14 protein-coding genes are annotated in these 20709 nt (G+C 61.4%); 8 read left to right on the forward strand and 6 right to left on the reverse strand.

Annotated features, from left to right (window positions below; genetic code table 11):
* From FHR23_RS16130 to FHR23_RS16150, 5 genes are all read left to right on the forward strand, one after another.
* Window positions 1-750, forward strand: a 750-nt coding sequence (locus tag FHR23_RS16130) for a cbb3-type cytochrome c oxidase subunit I (protein ID WP_184006057.1), incomplete at its 5' end; no start/stop codon positions are given.
* Window positions 751-1070: 320 nt separating this feature from the next.
* Window positions 1071-2291 carry an ATP-binding protein gene (locus FHR23_RS16135; RefSeq protein WP_184006059.1) on the forward strand — a complete coding sequence of 407 codons (1221 nt, stop codon included), beginning with the start codon at window positions 1071-1073 and terminating at the stop codon, window positions 2289-2291.
* Between the two features lie 65 nt (window positions 2292-2356).
* A complete protein-coding gene (locus FHR23_RS16140) occupies window positions 2357-3139 on the forward strand; it encodes a HamA C-terminal domain-containing protein (protein ID WP_184006061.1) in 783 nt (260 codons plus the stop codon).
* Window positions 3126-6629 carry a DEAD/DEAH box helicase gene (locus FHR23_RS16145; protein WP_184006063.1) on the forward strand — a complete coding sequence of 1168 codons (3504 nt, stop codon included), beginning with the start codon at window positions 3126-3128 and terminating at the stop codon, window positions 6627-6629. Before FHR23_RS16140 ends, FHR23_RS16145 begins: the two co-directional genes overlap by 14 nt.
* A 127-nt stretch (window positions 6630-6756) precedes the next feature.
* Window positions 6757-8079, forward strand: a complete 1323-nt coding sequence (locus FHR23_RS16150; RefSeq protein WP_184006065.1) for an AbiJ-related protein — start codon at window positions 6757-6759, stop codon at window positions 8077-8079.
* Between the two features lie 58 nt (window positions 8080-8137).
* On the opposite strand, the gene FHR23_RS16155 is transcribed toward FHR23_RS16150, so the two are convergent.
* Window positions 8138-9493, reverse strand: a complete 1356-nt coding sequence (locus tag FHR23_RS16155; protein WP_184006067.1) for a tyrosine-type recombinase/integrase — start codon at window positions 9491-9493, stop codon at window positions 8138-8140.
* Window positions 9494-9826: 333 nt separating this feature from the next.
* Here FHR23_RS16155 and FHR23_RS16160 point away from each other — a divergent pair, with 333 nt between their 5' ends.
* Window positions 9827-10438: a hypothetical protein gene (locus tag FHR23_RS16160; protein ID WP_184006069.1), complete on the forward strand. Its 612-nt coding sequence runs from the start codon at window positions 9827-9829 to the stop codon at window positions 10436-10438.
* Between the two features lie 67 nt (window positions 10439-10505).
* Here the strand turns inward: FHR23_RS16160 and FHR23_RS16165 are convergent, their stop codons facing one another.
* From FHR23_RS16165 to FHR23_RS16180, 4 genes are read right to left on the reverse strand one after another with little or no spacing between them, the layout of a single operon-like run.
* Window positions 10506-11681: a PepSY-associated TM helix domain-containing protein gene (locus FHR23_RS16165; protein WP_184006071.1), complete on the reverse strand. Its 1176-nt coding sequence runs from the start codon at window positions 11679-11681 to the stop codon at window positions 10506-10508.
* Entirely contained in the window at window positions 11678-12271 is a 594-nt protein-coding gene (locus FHR23_RS16170) for an FMN-binding negative transcriptional regulator (protein WP_184006073.1), read from the reverse strand. Before FHR23_RS16170 ends, FHR23_RS16165 begins: the two co-directional genes overlap by 4 nt.
* Window positions 12268-13842 (reverse strand): amino acid permease, encoded by a 1575-nt coding sequence (locus tag FHR23_RS16175; protein ID WP_184006074.1) that lies wholly within the window; start codon window positions 13840-13842, stop codon window positions 12268-12270. The genes FHR23_RS16170 and FHR23_RS16175 overlap by 4 nt, the downstream gene beginning before the upstream one ends.
* The gene (locus tag FHR23_RS16180; protein ID WP_184006076.1) at window positions 13791-15203 is read right to left on the reverse strand and encodes an amidase family protein; all 1413 of its coding nucleotides are present in this window, start codon (window positions 15201-15203) and stop codon (window positions 13791-13793) included. The genes FHR23_RS16175 and FHR23_RS16180 overlap by 52 nt, the downstream gene beginning before the upstream one ends.
* A gap of 499 nt (window positions 15204-15702) precedes the next feature.
* Between FHR23_RS16180 and FHR23_RS16185 the strand changes: the two genes are divergently transcribed.
* Together FHR23_RS16185 and FHR23_RS16190 are read left to right on the forward strand one after the other, a co-directional pair.
* On the forward strand, window positions 15703-17976 hold the full coding sequence (locus FHR23_RS16185; RefSeq protein ID WP_184006078.1) for a TonB-dependent receptor: 2274 nt from the start codon (window positions 15703-15705) through the stop codon (window positions 17974-17976).
* Between the two features lie 8 nt (window positions 17977-17984).
* Window positions 17985-20069: a S9 family peptidase gene (locus tag FHR23_RS16190; RefSeq protein ID WP_184006080.1), complete on the forward strand. Its 2085-nt coding sequence runs from the start codon at window positions 17985-17987 to the stop codon at window positions 20067-20069.
* Window positions 20070-20077: 8 nt separating this feature from the next.
* On the opposite strand, the gene FHR23_RS16195 is transcribed toward FHR23_RS16190, so the two are convergent.
* Entirely contained in the window at window positions 20078-20590 is a 513-nt protein-coding gene (locus FHR23_RS16195; protein ID WP_184006082.1) for an Lrp/AsnC family transcriptional regulator, read from the reverse strand.
* Window positions 20591-20709 lie beyond the last annotated feature (119 nt).

Genomic DNA, 20709 nt, shown 5'->3' on the forward strand with positions numbered 1-20709 from the left:
CGAACCTCCACCGCCACCGTGATGGTGTTGTTCGCGACGATCATCTTCCTGTTCGGCGGGGTGCTCGGGACCTTCCATCACCTGTATTTCAGCGGGACGCCGACGTCGGTGATCGCGGTCGGCGCGATGATCTCGGCGTTGGAAGTGGTGCCGCTGCTGGTGGTCGGCTTCGAAGCCTATACGCGGCACAAGGTCGAGCATGAAGCCGAGTGGGAACGGATTTACCACTGGCCGTTCATGTTTTTCGCCGCCGTCCTGTTCTGGAATCTGGTCGGTGCCGGCCTGTTCGGCTTCCTCATCAACCCACCGATCGCGCTCTATTACATGCAGGGGTTGAACACGACGGCGAACCATGGCCACGCCGCGCTGTTCGGCGTCTATGGCATGCTCGGCCTGGGGCTCACGCTCTATTGCATGCGTGGATTGACAGACGTCACCCGGTGGAACCAAAAATGGATCAGGATCTCCTTCTGGTCGCTCAATATCGGCCTTGGAATGATGACCTTCCTGTCGCTGCTCCCGCAGGGCATCCTGCAAACTTATGCCAGCATCGAGCACGGCTATGCCTATGCGCGCTCAGCGGAGTTCATCCATAGCCCGATCATGCAGGCGCTGGTCTGGGCAAGGGTGCCCGGCGATGTCGTGTTCGCATTCGGCGTCTTCGCGTTCGCATGGTTCATGGTTCAGGCGTTCATGCACGGCAGGAAGTCGACTCCGGAAACGGCGGCCATTCCAAAGCCGGCGCTTTAGATCCGCCACTCCGCTTCCCGGCTGTACCCCGGTTTTCAACGGACGGCCGGCTAATTTCGGGCGTTGGTCGCTCTCGGCCAACGCCATTTGCCCGTGAAACGGCTTCAGGATCGCCGGACAGGCTTGCCCGATCCGTGGGTTTTAGCACAGCCTGGGGGTCTCCCCGCTGAAGGGGTCGGCCGAGACCTTGGGCTCGACCGCAGGGGAAGGCCTTCCCCTTCAAGCCTCCCAGATTGCGGTCCAATCACTCCCAATTAGCGGATCATTGACTCCCAAACAGCCGGGCCCAATAATCCCGATTAGCTGGATTCGGAGCTGGTATGTTCGGACGGTTTGTAGAGCGACGGGCGGAAGAAGCCCTTTCGGATACCCCGGTGGTCCTCATCGTGGGGCCGCGCCGGGCGGGCAAGACCACGCTCGTCCGCAAGATGGGCGACGCCGGCCGAACCTATATCACGCTGGACGATCAGACGGTTCTCGCGGCGGCCCAATCCGATCCGGCCGGCTTCATCAGGGGAACGGACCAGGCCATCATCGACGAGATCCAGCGCGCGCCCGACCTGCTGCTGGCGATCAAGAAGACGATCGACGAGGACTATCGGCCTGGACGATTCCTGCTGACGGGATCGGCAAACGTGCTGACCCTGCCGCGGATCGCCGACAGCCTGGCCGGACGGATGGAGACCATCCAGATGCTGCCGCTGGCCAGGGCCGAGATCGAAGGCCGGACGCCGACTTTCCTCGAGCACCTTTTCGAGGGAAAGCCCCAAAGCCAGCGGGACGCGATCGTCGGTGACGATCTGGTCCAACTCGTCCTGGTCGGAGGGTTTCCGGAGGCGATCAGTCGCGACAATGAGCGACGGCGACAGGACTGGTTACGCTCCTATCTCACGTCGATCCTGACGCGCGATCTGCGCGACATCGCCGACGTGGAGAAACTGACCGAGCTTCCGAAATTCGTGCGGCTACTGGCCGAGCACTCGGGACAGTTGGTCAATTATTCGCAGTTCGCCGCCGGCATCAACGTCACCCACAAGACGGGGCAGCGTTATGTCGGACTGCTCGAACAGGTGTTCCTGATCACGACAGTGCAGCCGTGGTTCTGCAACGCGCTGAAGCGCATCGTCAAGACGCCCAAGCTGCACTTTCTCGACTCCGGCTTGTTGGCGACCGTGCGCGGGCTCACCTTCGACAGGGTGAAGGCCGATCGCAGCACATTCGGCGCGCTCTTGGAAAGCTTCGTCTTCTCGGAAGTGCTGAAGCTGATGAGCGCCTCGGATCTGCGACTGACGCCGCATCATTTCCGGGACCGGGACATGCGCGAGGTGGATATCGTGCTTGAGCGCGATGACGGCATGATCGTCGGGATCGAGGTGAAGGCGAGCGCCACGGTAAAGGCCGGCGACTTCGCCGGCCTTCGGGCACTGGCCGAGGCGTGCGGGGATCGCTTTGCCTTCGGTGTGGTCCTTTATGACAGCGCAGACGTCGTGCCGTTCGGCGACCGCCTGGCGGCGGCGCCACTGTCGTGTCTGTGGAATTGAGCGCATGCGCAGAGATCACCAACTGATCGAACTGTGCAGCGCAATGATGGTAGCGGGGGGACGGCGTGGGATTGTATGAGAGGTGGTGCGACGCCACCAAAGAAAAAGACAAGCGCAAACGCTACTGGACTTATGTCGAGAAGGATGGCGGCCGCGACGAGATTCGCGAAGACCTCGCCGAGACTATCCGCTCGCACTACGATCGGCTCGAACGCATCGCCGAAGACGTCGAGCGGCTCGGATACAAGGTCGCGGCTACGATTCTCAGTGAGGCGATGCCGCAAACCGCCAAAGGCCGCTCCGGCGATCTCGGCGAGATTCTTGCGACGGAACTGGTCGAGGAAGAGATTGGCCTGCGCGTCCCCGTGCGCCGCCTCCGCTATAAGGACGGCCGCAACATGGCCATGCGCGGCGACGATTTCATCGGCGCCGGATACGATGGGGCCGGCGAGAAGCTCTGGCTTCTGAAAGGCGAAGCCAAGAGCAACAAGGTACTCGGCAAGGCCACAGTCACGAGCGCTCGCAAGGTGCTCAACCGCGATAAAGGCCGCTGCACGCCCGACTCCCTGCTATTCGTTGCCAACCGGCTGCTGGAGAGCAACGATCCGGACGACAACGCGCTGGGCCGTAGCCTCCGTGACGAGGTTGGCGTGAAGTCCCTCCGCGCCGATCGCATCGACCACATGCTCTTCACCGTGTCGGGCAATGGCCCGCACGCTTCGCTGAAAGAGGACCTCGACGCCACGGGAACCAATCGAGACCATTACGTCGTGAACATCCACGTGGAAGATCACCAGGACTTCATCGCGGCCATGTACCAGGAGGCGGAAGACCTTGGAGACGATTGACGAACTGACCGCGTTCCTGGCGGCCGCGACCGTCGACGGCATCCTCGGGCGCCTCCTTTATCGCGGTGCAGCGTGGTCGCTGATGCGTGAGGCGGGCGTGCTGCCGGCGAATGCGCCGCCCCTCGGTGTGACAATCGAAACCGATCTCGCCGAACACGGCTTCGCCCTGCTTCGCGGCGCGATGGCCTTGCGTGCTCAGGCTGGCGCTTTGGATCTGACCAGCAAAGCGTTCGAACGTGCTGCCAACGCCTTCGAAGCCTTGGTGCGCAACGGCGACCCGGAGTCGCCGGACCGTGGTTTCCGTCGCACCATTGCCGCCGCAGCCTATCACCTCGCCGGTTTCTCAGCCGTCGCGTATTCGCTCTTCAACGAGACTGCGGACGATCTCAATGCCTCGCCGGGCGAGACGGCGATCCGACACCTGATCCTGCGCGATCTCGGCCAATTGCGTGGCTTCGTTCGCCAGTGGTTGGACGACGAGGCTCACGGCGATGAGCAGATCGCCGAGGCGCTACGGGGCGAAGAACCGGATGTTGACGAGGCGCTTTCGACCATCCTCAACACGACGATCTGCCGTGCCTTGGCGCATTTTGACTTCGCGCTCGAGACGGGCGAGACCGAGCCGATCGAGAGCGCACGGGCGTTACTCGCCACCGCGGTCAGCCTGGCAGACAACGCGGAAAATGTTCCGCTGTGGTGGATATCGAACCTCTGCCGCCATCTGATCGACGATCTTTGGCAGCATTCGCTGCACCAGAATCTGCCGACCGAGCCGCCAGAGGGGACGGAGGAAAAATACCCGGACCTACGCCGACTGTTCATCTCGTCGCTCTACGCGCGCAAGACTTCCGAGGTGGAGCTATGGCCATCGCAGCGCGAAGCGGCCCAGCGTTCAACAGATGTCACTGACGATCTGGTCGTCGCTTTGCCAACCAGCGCCGGCAAGACGCGGGTGGCTGAGATCGCCGCACTGATGACCCTGTCATCGGCGCGCCGGGTGTTGATCGTCACGCCGCTGCGCGCCTTGTCGGCGCAGACCGAGCGATCTTTCAGAAAGACCTTCGCGCCCCTCGGATTCAGCGTCTCCTCGCTTTACGGCGCCAGCGGCCTTTCGGCCGGCGATGAAGACGCCTTGCGCTCCCGCGAAATCATCATCGCGACGCCCGAGAAGCTCGACTTCGCGCTAAGAAGCGACCCGTCACTGATCGATGATGTCGGCCTGATCGTCCTCGACGAAGGCCACATGATCGGCCCGACAGAGCGCGAAATCCGGTACGAGACGCTGGTGCAACGCCTGCTTCGGCGCGCGGACGCGGGCGAACGCCGGATTGTCTGCCTCTCCGCGATTCTGCCTAGCGGCGACGAACTCGACGATCTCACCGCATGGATACGCTCCGACGAGCCGGGCGAGCCAGTGCGTTCCGACTGGCGCCCCACGCGGCAGCGGTTCGGCGTACTCACCTGGCGGGGCAAGGACGCGCTGCTTCGGCTCGACCTCGACGACGATGGCCCGTTCCTCGACAAATTCGTCGTGCAGAAACCGGCGCGTGGGAAAGAGAAGAAGCCCTATCCGCGCAAGAACTCGCACCTCGCCATGTTCGCGGCATGGGAATTCGCCGGCCAGGGCAAGCGGACCCTGATCTTTTCCACCCAGGCGAATTGGGTCGAGAGCTACGGCAAACAAGTCGTGGACCTTTGCAAGCGCGGCTATCTGGACTCGCTGCTGGAGGATGAGGCGTCGATCGCCCGCGCTCTGGAGGTTGGAAAGGAATGGCTGGGCGAAGACCATCCCGCCGTTGCCTGCCTGAAGGCGGGCGTTGCCATCCACCACGGCCGGCTGCCGAGCCCGTTTCTGCGCGAGCTGGAAGCTCTGTTGTCCGAGGGTATCCTGAAAGTCATCGTCGCGTCGCCGACGCTATCGCAGGGCCTCAACCTCAACGCCGCGGTCCTGTTGGTGCCAGCGCTGTATCGGGCGTCCGAGAAGATCAAAGGCGAGGAGTTCGCGAACGTCGCCGGCCGCGCCGGGCGCGCCTTCGTGGACGTCGAAGGCCTCATCGTCCACGTCATGTTCGACAAGATTGACTGGCGAAAGAAGGAGTGGCGAAAGCTGGTCGCCTCCGCCAAGGCCCGCACGCTGAAGAGCGGCCTCATCCAGATTGTCGCCGAGATCCTTGAGCGCCTGTCCCGTGAAGGTGTCCTGGATCGCGACGACGCTTGGGAATATCTCGCCAATGCCCGCGAAGCCTGGCGATCGCCCGAAGAGGAAGCCGCGGTCGCCGAGCGCCTGGCGGCCGGTGCGGAGTACGACGCTGATGGCGACGACGATGAAGGCGGCGGTGATGACGAAGAGGAGACCGTTGACGAGGAGCCGCTTTCGCAAATCGTCGAACGACTCGATGCGACCGTGTTCGGTCTGATCGAAGCGCTCGATTCCGATCGCGCCGACCTGCCGAAGCTCTTGGACGAGGCGCTCAAGGGATCGCTCTGGGCGCGCCAGATCGCCCGCGAGGACGAGAACGTCGCCCCGTTGCACAGGAAGGTGTTCGAGGCGCGCGCCGATCTCATCTGGAAGACCACCACGGCGCAGGCACGACGCGGACATTTCGCCATGGGCGTCGGGCTTGAAGCTGGCCTCACCATCGACGCCATGGCCGACGAGCTGGCCGAACTCATCGACCAGGCAGACGAAGCGGCTTTGAGCGGCGACATCGACGTGCTTGTCGATGCGCTCGGCGGTCTCGGTGAGCGTCTACTGTTCATGCGGCCCTTCATTCCCGACAAGGCCAATGCACTGCCGGCGAATTGGAAGGCGATCCTGCGGAGTTGGGTGTCTGGCGATGATGTCGCCAAGATCGGACCGCAGAACATGCGGGCGGTCGAAGAGGCTTTCACCTATCGCTTGGTCTGGGCGTTGGAAGCTATCCGTACCCGCCGCATGTCCCTCGGCTGGTCGCCGGAGAAGGTGGCGGGCGGCGCCGCGGCGGCGGTCGAAACCGGCGTCCCGCAATTCATGATGTCGATGCTAATCCGCGCGGGCCTTCCGTCACGGCGCGCGGCCATGGCGGCGATCGAGGATGCCGAGCCAGTCTTCGTCACACCCGCCGAGATGCGGGCCTGGCTCGAATCCGACGAGATCACAGCCTACACGGACGCCGGCGACTGGCCGACGCCCGACACGGCCGCGCTATGGGCGCGGTTCCGAACCGAAGCCCTCAGCGGCGGCATCCAGAAGTGGTCTGTCGAACATTACAAGCGCCTGCTCGATAGCGCGGCCGCCCCACGTGCTGGCCTTTATCGGATCGTCACTGACGAGGGCGATGGGCGGACTTGGCTGGCCACGCCCGACTATCAGCGAGTCGCCGCGTTCAAGAAGCCGGCTGTCGATCCCAAGCCCAGCCTCTTTTCAGGCCGTTTGCCGGGCGACACGAGGCTAGTGGAAGCCTTGCGTGTCGGCCGCGGAAAGCTGCGCTGGCCGACAGCCGATGCGTAAAGGGAGACCATAGCCTTGCTCCACGCTTGGATTGGCGACCAGAAACGCGCGCCCATCGCGAAAGGAGCGTGCGTGACCTGCCACGACTTGCTCGCTGCCGTCATGTCGGCGGAGAAGGAAACAGGCCGTGGCAGATGACCTTCATGGGCTTCTCGCCGGATTTCTGCAGGCGATGACCCACTCCCAGCTGAGTGAGGAGCCGCAGCGGATCGCGGGATTGGTCGTGCCTAACGCGGAGGGTCTCTCAAAGCGGCAGCGCATCGACCTGACGCTAGCGAACCTTACACGAGAGGAACTGGCGCGTTTTGCGCTTAAGTTCGCCGCTCATCGTGGCGACATCGCCCTCGACGAAGCGAGCCGTAAGGTCATCGAGGCAAACGACCCGCCTCTGACCCACATCACACGACGAGATGTCGCGCGTGCCTTCGGAGATGACCTCGCCGGCGAGCGCAGCACGGTGGAGATGGTCGGACGCTATTTCCCTCTCTCCACGCCGCTTGAAGGCTTCCTCGGAAGCAGCGGTCGCAGCCTACGCGATCAGATCGCTCAGCATATGGATCGCAATCCCGGCGACTGGTCGGTGGAATATCTGTTTGGTGAAATCGGCGCATTCGACTGCTCCAGAGCCAGGTTTGGTGCATTACTCGAAGAAGCCGTTCACCCCCTTTCCAGGTCGGGAGACGAGCAGGCGCAGATGGTCGCCGCCCTGAACAACATCCTTGCACGCGACGGCTACGAGCTGGCGCAGGAAGGCGAACTTTCTGGTCACCCGATCTTCGGCTTCCGCCCTCTGGTGCGCGGAGTCGGTGGTCGCCCCAAGAACTTGATCTTTGCCTCGCGAGGCCCGAAGCCGGAGATCGGCTTCGCCGACGCGATCAACAACGACATCGTGATTCTATCAGGCGAAGAGAGCTGCCTGGTCTACGACCGGCCGATCGGCTCGAACGGCCTTCTCTGGTCCGAACTTGTCGCTTGGTGGAGCGATTTCACACCAGGAACCAATGCAGCAAATCTCGGAGCGCGCCTCCAAGAATCCTTGGCCTCGGACGCCGAACGCAAGCTCTTCGCCACATACTTCAAGACCTATCGATCCGTCTTGGGCGAGGCTCTGCCGGCCCTCCTGCCGCAGGTCTATCTTCACTATGACCCAGCCGTCGTGAAAACCCTACGTCATCGTCTGCCTCTTCCACGTCAGCGCATGGATTTTCTGCTGCTTCTCCCTGGGCGACAACGCATCGTGCTGGAGGTCGATGGAAAGCACCACTTCTCGGAGAACGACCATCCGTCACTGAAGGTCTATGCAGACATGGTGTCGGCTGACCGTGAGTTGCGTCTTGCCGGATATGAGGTCTACCGGTTTGGGGCGAACGAACTAGTCGGCGATGGCGCTGAACCGAAGATCGCCGATTTCTTCGAAAAGCTTTTTCGACTGCATCGCGTCCGGCAATGAAGTGCTCACCGCTACGCTAAGCCCCGACGGACTTTGGCTCCTTAACACCATCAGTAGATTAGGCGGCAAGCCGCGGCTCTTCGGCTTCGTTCGCCGGCTCTCCCACCGCTTTGGTCAGGAAGAGGTCGAGCGCAGCTCGGCGAGAGTCACGATCCAGTGCGTAGGCCGTCTGCTTGAATTCGATCCCCTCGAGCAGCCCTTGGATGTAGCCGGAGATCGTATCGGCGGCCATGATTAGGGCGGTGTCGAGCGTGTGAATATATTTGCTCGTCACCGAGCCCTTGGAGTGGCCGACCAGCGCCGCGATCGTCACCTCGGTGAAGCCGAGGTCGTTGGCGATGCTGGCAAAGCTGTGACGCAGGACGTGCGGTGTGACGTCGGCGAGCGGGCTGTCTTTGAATATCTGTTCCCAATGGTTTGGGAAGCTGCCGAAGGCATTGTCCTCGCCCTGGCCGGGGAAGACATAGGTGCCCGTGGCGGTCTTGCGGCGCTCCTCCAGGAAATCGACGACAGGAAGCCCGATGGGGCGAATGGACTCGCCTTCCTTGCTGTCCACCAGGCGCATGCAACTCGCATCGGTATCGGCCTCGATCCACATTAGCGAAATCATTTCCGAGCGGCGGCAGCCGGTGAGCGCGATCTGCCGAATAATCTCGACCGTCATTGCATACTTTTCGTTTTCTGCGGCCTTCACGAGCATCTCGCCTAGGGTGCGGTATTCCGCCTCTGTCAGCCGGCGATTCCGGACATTGTCCTTGGGCTTCTTGATGCCGTGCGCTGGATTGCTCTCGATGATGCCGGCGTCCACGGCATAGGTGAGGATGCCGCCAAGCAGACCGACCGTTCGAGTCGCCGTGCCCGCGCCGCCGCGCACGATGGCCTTGCCGCGCAACTTCTTCGTCTTGACGGCGACGCGTGTCTTGCCGGCCATGATGTCCTTCAAGACCTTGTTGATGTCGGCCTTGGTGAGATCCTTGACCCGGCGCGCACCGATCAGTGGAATGATGTGCCGCTCGATGCGACCAGTGTCGGTGACGATGGTGGTCGGCCTTTTCGGCCGCCCGCCTTTGCCCAAGATGAGGCCGGCGTTCAGGTCAGCGGTGTAGAGAGCGCAAAGCTCCTTGACAGTGATGGCCTTGTGATCGAGCTGGCGCTCTTCGGAAGGGTTGTCGCCGCGCGCGACGCGCCCCAGCTGGACCTTCGCCTCCTGCCGGGCTGTCTCCGGCGTCCATACGCCATGCAGACCGATGGTATAGCGTCGCGTGCGTCCGGCGGCGCGATATTGAATGAGATAGCTGCGCTTGCCGGACGCGAACACGCGGAGACCGAAGCCGGGCAGCTCGTCGTCCCAGACGAAATAGTCCTTCTCGCGAACATCGGCAGCGTCCACGATTCTTTTGGTCAGCTTTGCCATGAGGGGTTCCCCTCGCTGATGAGGGGCTGTTTCCGCGGAAGCACCACGGAAGCAACCGGATGGATATCAGAGCGAAATTCTGGATAGACAGTTCGGCATGAAAATCCGAATTGTCTAGGCGTTTTAGATAGATATCGCATTGTAGCGTGCCCTGTCGTGCATTTAGGATAGACAGGCTAAATTGCTCCGAAGGCAGAGGCCACAGGTTCGAATCCTGTCGGGTGCGCCAGCTTTTCAAAGGCTTAGAGGCAATCCATTAATTTCGTATGGAGTGAGTACGGAAAATGGGGGTAGCGGCAGTGGCTCCAGCCAAGGCTTAGAAAAGACCAAAACATGCGTGCTTCTCTCCCCTTTCTAACCATTCTTTTCACCGCAGTTGCGACAGCTGGTGCCGCGCAAGTGGCGCTTCTGTTGAAGGATCGGTGGCAACATGGTCGGGAAGGTCGGTTCTCAGCACTGCATCTCTCCCTATTTTTCGAACAATATGCTGCGGACTACTCTGAGCTATTGAGTGAAATTCAGGCATACAACTCGTCTGGCGGGCATGCCGGAACAGATCACTCCGGGCTGCTGCCACTTCCAAAATTCCCCGAAGAGATCGAATGGCAACGAGTTGGCATTCGCTTCACCGAGGAGGCATATGCGTTCCGAGTTGCCCGCAACTCTGCTCAATCGATGATCGACTATCTCAGGTGGGAGGAGCCCCCTGACGGCGGGGGCTTCGAGCTTCTGCTTGAAGCAGCGAAGTTGAGGCTTCGGGCCTTGGATTTGGCGCAGCGCATTCGAAAAGATACCAAGCTGAGCCCTGCCGAAGTGCCGAATGCGGAGTATACGGTCGAGCGCCATCTAAAGGAATGTCGCGATAATTTTCGGGGTATCGAGGAAAGGCGAAACGCTGACAGAAGAGCGTCACTGGATGCGTTGAACACCGCTGCAGCAAACTGACACTCTGGAGGCGAGGTGCAGAACGGTTTGGGAAGCCGGTTGCGGCTGGTGCAGTTCCATGCACACCCTACCCGGAAGAACGCACAGGCCGCTTCTTTCGCTTCTTCCACCAGATATACAGGCCCGAAACACACATTTCCGCGGTCGCCAGGCCAAGCAGGAAGATGATCGCCGTACCCGCCGGGCCGATCACCTCACCACTGTGCAGCGGATACAGGATACGGGTGGCCTTTCGTCCTGCGCTGTCATGATAGGGATCGTCGGCATACACAAACCCGCCGGTTCGCGCATCGACATAATAGGTGACGGGACCAAGGTCGCGATAGGTTTCATACCCTGTCGGCGTGAACATGACGCCGTATAGATTCCGGTCGGGCAGATAAGTTTCCACCGCCGGTTGCCAGTGCAGGTTTCGGGATTGCGCGATCCGGTCTCCTTGCGACAATGCCGCCGCGAAACCGATTGGTTGCGAACCCGCCGCTTGCGGGTTGCCTGCTGCCGGATTGTCGAAGGGCGATGGTCGGGCGGGTGACATCGCCGATGCCACCGGCTGATAGACTTCATCGAAAAAGTTCATCGCGACCGACGTGAAAGCAAGCACGGTCAGGCCGATCAGCAGCCAGAGGCCGCTCGCCCGGTGCAGGTCGACCATCAGCCAGCGCAGCCGCGCATGGAAATTGACCGACCACATACGCTTCCATTTGCGCCAGAAGGGGGTGCCCACCGGCAGGGTGAGATAGCAACCGATGCCATTGCCGATCAGCCAGCCCAGCGCGGCAATGCCCATAATCCAGCGGCCCCATTTCCCGGCCAGCAACGTGTAGTGAAAGATGAAGACCGTCTCGACAATATGGCGCCGGTCGAGCCCCGGCCCGCTCTGGCGCGTGCCGATTACTTGTCCGCTGTGCGGATCGAGGAAGATCTGATCGAAATCCAACGCGTCTTTCGGACTACGCGGCATCACCGACGCCTGAATGCTGCGGCCGGGCTGATCCCGCAGCGAGAATTTGGTTACGATCAGATCGGGCCGAGCCTGTTCCAGATGCGCGATCACCTTGGTCGAAGGTAACACCGGCCCGGTGGACTGGACATAGAAAAGATCGGAATTGAGCGCCGCATCGATCTTCTGATCGAAACACAGGAAACACCCCGTCACTGCCGCAATAAACAGGAACGCAAGAGTCGTCAGGCCCATATAGCGATGTACCGCCGTCCAGAACTGGCGCCTGCGTGCAATGCTCATTTTGGACGCTGCTCCTTCATCATGCGTGCCAGCGGCTGGCCTTCGAACGCCTTCACAATCTCGTCAAAGGTCTGCGCATCTTCGTCCTGTCCCAGCTTGAATCGCGCGTCGACCGAAAGAACCGTCGCGCGAAAGGCGACGATATGGCGGATCAACTGGTCATAGCGTTCGCCCATCTGTTCCGGGCGCCAGGCCTTTTCTCCACGCCCTTCCAGTGCCTCGGCCAGCATGGCCACCGCCGCGGGAGTGCGCTCGGGGGTTATCTTCACCTCCACCTGAAAGCGGGCAAAGGCATAATTCCAGGTCGCCCCCCATTTCGCCTTGGAGACAATTCGCGGCGAAATATAGGCCTGTGGCCCGTGAAACAACGCCACCGCCCGTCCATCGGCACACAGCGCGTCATGCTGCGGATTACGCCGGGCGATATGACCGATCAGCGCGACAATCCGGCCCTGCGCATCGGTTTCGGCAAGCAACGGCAACGGGGTCGCAGCAAAGCCGTCGCTGCCGTTGGATACCAGCGTCGCCAGCGGCCAGTCGCGCACCAGCGCCAGCAGATCGGCGGAGGATTTCGGATCGAAAACACTCATGCGGTCGTCGCCCCGGCCAGGCGGGAGTGGCGATAGCCATATCCGGCATAAAGCAGAGCACCGCACAGAATATATCCACCCAGAATCGCCGCCGGAATCCAGTCGCCGCCGATCGCCTTTCCCGCAATGTCGATCAGCACCGGTCCCATCATGGTGAGGCAGAAGAGCAGAGCCAGAACCGGGACGGTTCCGATCCAGACGCCGCGTACCCATATTCCGCCCAGCGGTACGCGAAACGGACGAGTCAGATCGGGATGCGCGGTCCGCAGCCACATGGTGCTGATCGCGACGACGGAAAAGACGAAGGCCGTACCGATACTCACCAGATCGGCGAGCAATGTGATCGGCAACAGAGCAGCCGCTATCCCGGCAATCGCCGCGATGATGATCGTCCCCGTCGCCGGCGTGGCGAAACGCGGGTGGAGCGTGCGAAACGCATCGGGCAACATGCCGTCCGTCGCCATGGCGAAACAGATGCGCGAATGGCCATAGGTATTGACCAGCAGCACCGAGGCGAGACCGGTCAGCGCACCGCCCTTGATAATGATGGAGAGGACGGGTGCCCCCACCGCTTCCACCGCGACTGCGATCGGGTCCGGTACGCCAAGCGCACGAAAGGGCACCAGCCCGGTCATGGTCAGGCCGACCGCGACATATAGCAGCGTACTTGCCGCCAGTGCGCCCAGAATGCCGATAGGGATGTCGCGTTGCGGGTGCCGCGCTTCGGCTGCGGCCGTCGCCACCGCTTCAAAGCCGAGATAGGCGAAGAACAGGATCGACGCCGCGCGGAAAATGCCCGCGACGCCATAGCGAAATCTCCCCTCGCTTTGCGGAATGAAGGGCGTCCAGTTGTGGGTATCGACATGACCGAAACCCACCACGACGAACCCCAGAAGCACGCCGACCTTCACGATCACCAGCAGCGTGTTGACCGCCGCCGAATGACGAATGCCGCGAATGAGGATCAGCGCGACCACGGCCAGGCTGGCCAGCGCAATCAGGTTGAGCGATGGAGAGAAAACGAACCGGGTGCCCTGCGGCCCTGTCTGCGCAACCAGCGTCGATTGCAGGATCGCTGGTGGAATATGCACGGCGAAATCGCCGAGCAGGCTGTTGAGATAGCCGGAAAAACCGACTGCCAGAGCCGCGCTGGCGAGACCGAACTCCAGCATCAGCATCCAGGCCAAAGCCCATGCGGTGACTTCGCCCAGTGCAGCATAGGCATAGGTGTAGGACGCGCCCGAAACCGGCAAGACGGAGGACAGTTCCGCATAGCATAGCGCGGTAAAGCCACAGGCCAGCCCGGCAATCACAAAGGACAGAATTACCGCAGGTCCGGCATATTCGGCCGCCGCCGTTCCCGTCATCACGTATACGCCCGCACCGACGATACAGCCGATCCCGATCAGCATGAGCTGAACCGGCCCAAGCGTACGATGCATCCCGGCGGTCTCGGCATCCAGCCGGACCGCTTCCAGCGGCTTTCGAATCGTGATCGGTGCAGCGCGCCGGGGCACGCTCAGACAGCCTCGACCGGCATGGGGACCATGGCAGGCCAGCGATCGGCCCATGGCGCCGCCGCTTCAAGCTGCGCGGCCAGCATCAGCAGAAGATCGTCCGATCCATGCGCGCCGGAGAACAGCGATCCGATCGGCACCCCCTCCTGCGTCATCCCCAGCGGCAGCGAAACGCTGGGCGTACCGACCAGATTATGCAGCGGCGTGTAATCGACATAGTCGAACAGCGTTTGCCACAAATCGGCAAAGGCACGTGTCGGGGCCATGGCGCCAACGGGCAGTGGCGCAGAGCGCGTCACTGGCGACAGGACGACGTCCCAGTCCTGATGAAAGGCAGCAACCGCCTGCTGCCCCTCGACAATGGCGGTGTAGCAGCGTTCAAGCTGCTCCGGCGTGATATGCTCGCGCGCTTCGGCAAGGCCGATGGTCCACGGTTCGAGGAGATCGCCGATCGGCGTTTCGGGATGCAGCGCAGAAAACTGGTCGACCAGGTCGCCGCCGAGATAGGGCCATAGCGTGAAGATCGCATTGCGCAACGCGGACCGGTCGATCGGCATGGTTACGGCTTCGACCTGATGCCCGATATCGACGCAAAGGCTGGCGGTTTGCCGGATGATGTCCGCCACCTCGTCGTCTGCTGTCCCTCCCAGCCCGTCGAGATCGACTGCGATCCGCAGGGGGCGATCCGGATGTTCCGTAATCTCGATTCCGGCTCGCCGTTCCATGCGCAGCGCCCATGCCGCATCGCGAACCGAACGCGCCATCAGCGTGTCGTTGCACAACAGGTCGTCGATCAGGTGATGCGCACGCGCCCGCAGGTTCCAGCCGCGGCTGGCCTTGAAGCCGACAACACCGCAATTGGATGCCGGCAAACGGATCGATCCGGCGGCATCGCTGGCATGCGCAAACGGTACCATTCCGGCGGCAACCGCAACCGCTGCTCCGGTACTCGATCCGCCCGCCGTGCGCGTGATATCCCAGGGGTTCAGCGTCGGCCCGGTAAGCAACGCCTCCCCGCTGCACAACAGGCCGAATTCGGGCATCGCAGACATTCCCACGGACACCAGCCCCGCCATATCCAGACGGCGGGTAAAGGGATAGGCGCTGGTGCCCACCGCGTCTTTTTTCGCGCGCGAGCAGGATGTCTGCGGAAAACCGGGATAGGCAAGCGACGCCTTGAGCAGGATCGGTACCCCGGCCATGGGCGCGGACATATCCACGGCGTCCAGTGCCTTTCGGGCATGGTCAAACGCACGATAGCTTACCGCATTCAGCTTGGGGTCAAGCTCTTCAATCCGCAGGATTGCGGCCTCAACCAGTGTATCTCCGGCAACGTCGCCATCGCGAACCATGGCGGCCTGGGCATGGGCGTCGTTGCGGGCAATCGCCCAGGCGTCGGATCGGGTAAGCGGCACGGGACGTTCTCCGTTCAATCGCGAGAAGAGTGGCGACCGGGGGAACAGCGCGTCGCGAATGCACAAACTTTTCCGCCGCGATCACGTGGCAGACCGCGCAAGCCAGTACTACGAACAGGCCGCAAAAGCATGGCGTCCGAATGGTGCATGTTACCCCGTTTCAATTACTATAAGGGTTAAACGCGTTTTGATGCGCAGAGAACAGCGACTTTGAACGTTTGTTGCGCACCTGAACCGAACTTTGTGCGGTGCAGCATGTGTTAGACCGCACAATGTTCGGTATAGGTCATCAATATTGCAGTATATCAATACTTTAACTAGCCAAATTAAGCCGCTGGACCGACCGAATTACGGTGCATAGACTTTCTCTTGACGCTTTTGTTGCAGTCGGTCGATCGACGCATATCGGCGAAAATCCAAGACTCCACACGGTAAAGCCGGTGGTTTTTCTTGCCGGAGAGGATTCGGACGCAACGCTTAACTTTTGGGGGAATCGAGCATGACCGCACAAATCCAGCGCAGGCTCCTGTGGACAGCAGGCACCGCCATCGCCGCACTGATCGCAGTACCCGCAGCGGCTCAGACCGATACGCCTGCCACCAAGGCAGCTTCTTCCAAAACCACGGCTAGCGCGGCCAAGACGGATATCGCTTCTCAGGATATCATCGTCACCGCCACCAAGCGTGCTGAAAGCCTGAGCCAGGTCGCCATGCCCATCAGCGCAATCAGCGGCGACCAGCTTGAAAAGATGAACGCCAACAGCCTTTCCGACTATATCAACCGGCTGCCGGGCGTGGTGTTCAACGATTATCAGCCGGGTGTGTCCGAAGTGGTGATCCGCGGTATCGCAGCGACCACCTATCACGAACAGGGCCAGACGACGGTCGGCTATTACATCAACGAAATCAATGTCGTTGAACCGGGCTTTCCGATCGCCATTCCCGATGTCGATACATTCGACCTGAAACGGGTGGAGGTGTTGCGCGGGCCGCAGGGCACGTTGTTCGGCTCCTCCACGCTGGGCGGTCTCGTCAACTATGTCGTCAATACCGCCGATCCGAGCAAGGTGGATGCGGCGGCGGAAGGCATTGTCAGCTACACCCATAATGCCGACGGCCAGCCCAATTATGCGGGCAAGGTGATGGTCAATCTGCCGATCATCAAAGACAAGCTTGCGGTGCGGGTCATGGCGCTGCAACGCTATGACGCAGGCTATATCGACAATATTGGTCTCACCCCGCCGAAAAAAGCCACCAACAATCTGCGCACGCGCGGATTGCGCGGATCGATCGTCTTTACGCCTGCCGAGGGGACGAAAATCACCTATCTGTCGATGTATCAGGACACGAAACTCGACGATCAGACCTATATCAGCGTCAACCACAGCTACACCCGCAGCACGGGCCGGGAAGAGCCGCAAAAGACCAGCTTTTTTCTCAACAGCCTGCGACTGGATCAGGATCTGGGCGATTTCGCGACGCTGACCGTACTCGGGTCGGTCGATGAGAAAACCAACTACACGCTGTTCACTGATCCCTATGGCTATGTCACCGGCACCTTTACCGGACCGAACGTCGCCTATGACTATGCCAATGCCAACGCCAACATCAAAACCATCGAGGCGCGGCTCGCTTCAAAGGGGGACGGGCCGCTGACCTGGCTGATCGGCACCAGCTATCTGCGGGCAAAGAAATATTATTTCGATCAGATGTTCGCCCCCGGGGCGGAAAGCTACATCAATGCACATCCTGGCGATTTCGCTTATTCCGGCGATGTGCTGGCACCCAATGATCGCATTTACGGATATCTTTCCGACACTCTCAACACCGATTTCGGAGTTTTCGGCGAAGTCACCTGGAAGCCCGTCAAAGGCCTCGAGCTCACAGTCGGCGGCCGCTATTATGATACTCTCGCAGAAGGCGACGTGACCAATAAAGCGGGCTTCGTCAGCGGCAGCCCCGTCGATCTGTCCGGCCATGTCGACAAACGGGAAAACGGCTTCACGCCCAAGGCGACGATTGCCATTCGACCCAATTCGCATCTGCTTGCCTATCTCACCTATTCGCGAGGCTATCGCGTCGGCGGGATCAACCCGAATGCCGGACTGCTGGCGACCATTCCTACCTCCTATGCCAGCGATACGGTCGACAATTACGAAGCAGGCGTGAAGACGACGCTATGGGACCGCCTGACGATCGACGCCTCGGTCTACGATATCGTCTGGAAAGGCATTCAGGCGCGGCTGTTCGGTCCGGCACCGCAATATTATTCCTATGTTTCCAATGCGGGCAGCGCCAATGTCGTCGGCGTCGAATTTTCCGGCTCGCTTGCCGTGACGCCGCATCTGAACGTCAGTTCCAACGTGACCTATACCGACGCCGAACTGACCCGCTTTCTTCCCGACACCTTTGCCGTGGGCGGCGGCTATCAGACGGGAACGACGCTTCCCGGCTCGTCCAAATGGTCGGTCGCCAGCACGATCAACTATGATCGCAACGACCTGCCCGGTCAGCCGTCGCTGGCGATTGCCCACCGCTATCTGTCGAAAGCGCCGGTGGCGTTCGGTTCCGACAGTACCCGCGGCGATTTCAACATCTTCGACCTGCGGGCGAGCGTCACGCTGTTGCATCAGTTCCGCCTGATGGCCTTTGCCGACAATGTATTCAACGAATACGGCATTCTGAACGCGCCCTTCACGTCGCAGGCGGCGCCTGCCTATTCGATCGTGCGGCCGCGCACCTTCGGTCTTCGGGTCGACTGGAAATTGCGGTAATGGGGGCCATGGCAAGCCGTATCGTCGCTATCGCTCTGCTGGTGCTTTCGGCTGCCACAGCGATACGGCCTGCCCAGGCGCAGAACCCAGTGCCCGCCGCACAGGGCGGACCGATTACACCTGCCGATATCATGAAGCTGCACGACATGCGCGACGTCGCGCTGTCGCCGGACGGCAAAACAGTGCTGTTCACCGTCCAGCAGCAGATGTCGACATTCAACTCGCCCCACCGGACGATCTGGACGGTGCCAGGCGACGGCAGCGCCCCGGCGCGCCCTTTTATCGTCAGCGCCGGGGTGGACGCTGCCCCGCACTGGTCGCCCGACGGTAAATGGGTCGCTTTCCTGTCGAACCGGCCGGACCCGCTGTTGCGTGGCAAGGACGGCAGTTTCGCCTTCTCCATGGAGGCGGTTCCCGGATCGAGCCCGCCTGTCGCCGGCACACCGCCTGCTGCGACTCCGCAGCCGGGTACATCCTCGACGCAACTCTGGCTGATGCCGGTTCATGGCGGCGAGGCGATCCCCCTCACCGCCATGCCCTCGGACGTGACGGACATCGCATGGTCGCCCGACGGCACGAAAATCGCTTTCCTGAGTGTCGACCCGCAGACGGCGGCGGAAAAAGCCGCGAAGGCCGCCGGTAAAAACTGGATCGAGGTTGATCACGACACGCATTTCAGCCGCTTGTGGATTCTCGATCTTGCGACCCACACCGCCCGGCGCGTGTCACCGGGCAGCATCAACGTCAGCGCGATGGACTGGTCGCCCGACGGGAAGCGGATGGCGCTGCGCATCGCTGATACGCCCGGCATCAATGACTATTTCTATCATTCGCGCATCGTGCTGTTCGATCCGGCAACCGGAAAGGTCGGCAAGACATTGCTCGATCATGCGGCGGAAGGGCCGTTCTGGTCCCCCGACGGCAAATCCGTACTGGGCGAAGCGATCCGGCTGCCCGGCTTTATCGGCCTGGGCGTGCGCATTTGCGATGTGGCGACGGGTACGGTCCGCGCGCTGGCGGATGCATACCCTGCTCTCTTTACCAATGTGCGCTGGTCAACCGACGGAAAGTCTGTGCTGGCACTGTCGTTCGAAAAGACGCGTTCGAACATCGTGCGGATCGCTGCCGATACCGGCACGGTCACGCCGGTCGTCACCCTGAACGGCGAATCCAGCGACTTTGACGTCAGCGCCGATGGGAAGCGGATGGTCGCACAGCTTTCCAGCCCCGACCGACCGAGCGATGTCTGGACGATTGCGGATGGCAAGGCGCGTCCGATCACCCGGATCAATGCCGAGGTCGAACACTGGAAACTCGGCAAGGTTCGCCAGATACACTGGAAGAACCACAAGGACGGCAAGACCATCTATGGTGTGCTCGTGACGCCGCCGGACTACAGACCGGGAACGCCGACCAAGATGGTGGTGCAGATCCATGGCGGTCCGGAATGGGCGTGGTGGGCCGGATGGCTGGGTAGCTGGCACGAATGGGCGCAGATGCTGGCGACGCACGGCTATGTCGTGTTCCTCCCCAACCCGCGCGGTTCGGACGGGCAAGGCACCGATTTCGCCCGTGCGGTCGGTAATGACTGGGGTGGGATGGATTATCAGGATATCATGGACGGCGTCGATACGCTCATCAAGGACAAGATTGCCGATCCGAACCGGCTGGGCATCGGTGGGTGGAGCTATGGCGGTTTCATGTCGGCCTGGGCGGTTACGCATACGAACCGGTTCAAGGCCGCCGTGGTCGGCGCTGCACCGACCGATCTGGTGCCCTTTGCGCGAATTACCGACACACCCGATTTCCCGCTGGGCTATTTTGGCGACGTCACCACCCACATGGCCGATTACGACCGCAGGTCATCGGCGCGGATGCTGCAGAATGTTCACACCCCGGTACTGGTAATGGACGGCATGGACGACACCCGCGTGCCGATTACCCTCAGTCTGGAATTCTATCGTGGGCTGAAGATGCTGGGGAAACCTGCGGAGATGGTGAAATATCCCGACGAGCCGCACTGGTTCCACGACCCCGTGCATCAGCAGGATGTTCAGCGCCGTGTGCTTGCATGGTTCGACGCACATCTCTGATGGCGCAGTCAGCGTGCGTTGCGCAGCGGATAGCCGGTAAAGACCTTCGGCTCTTCAATGACGATGTGCGACACCATCCGTTCGACACCGTTTTCGGGGCTGAGCAGGCGGTGTGCAAAGGTCCGCCATTCGCGCATGTCCGCCATCACCAGCTTGAGGATATAGTCGAACGGTCCCTGCACGCGCATAATTTCCACCACTTCGGGACGGGTGAGCAGGAAGCGGTCGAACCGGTCGAGTTCGGCAATGGCGTGATTGCGCAGCACGAGCTCCGCCATGACGATCAGGGTGGGACGTACCCGCTCGACCGCGATCCGCGCATGATAGCCCTGAATGATGCCGAGCCGTTCAAGCTGCTTGACCCGCGCAACGCAGGCGCTGGGTGACAGCGCCACCCGGTCGGACAGCGCGCGATAGGTGATGGTGCTGTTCGCCTGCAGCTCTTCCAGAATCTTGAGATCGATCCCGTCGAGACGCGGATTCGACGAATCGCCTTCGCTTATGATCGGTTTGCCTCCCATATCCCAACCTGTCACTGTCGGACGCTAGGCGGCGTGGACAAATTCGCATGAGCGTACCGGCGCTCAGTCAGGGTTGTTCTGCCTAGCTGTTTTGACTGCCCATCGGACGAGAAGGCCGA

The organism is Stakelama sediminis (genome assembly GCF_014199335.1).
Classification (GTDB): Bacteria; Pseudomonadota; Alphaproteobacteria; order Sphingomonadales; family Sphingomonadaceae; genus Sphingomonas; species Sphingomonas sediminis.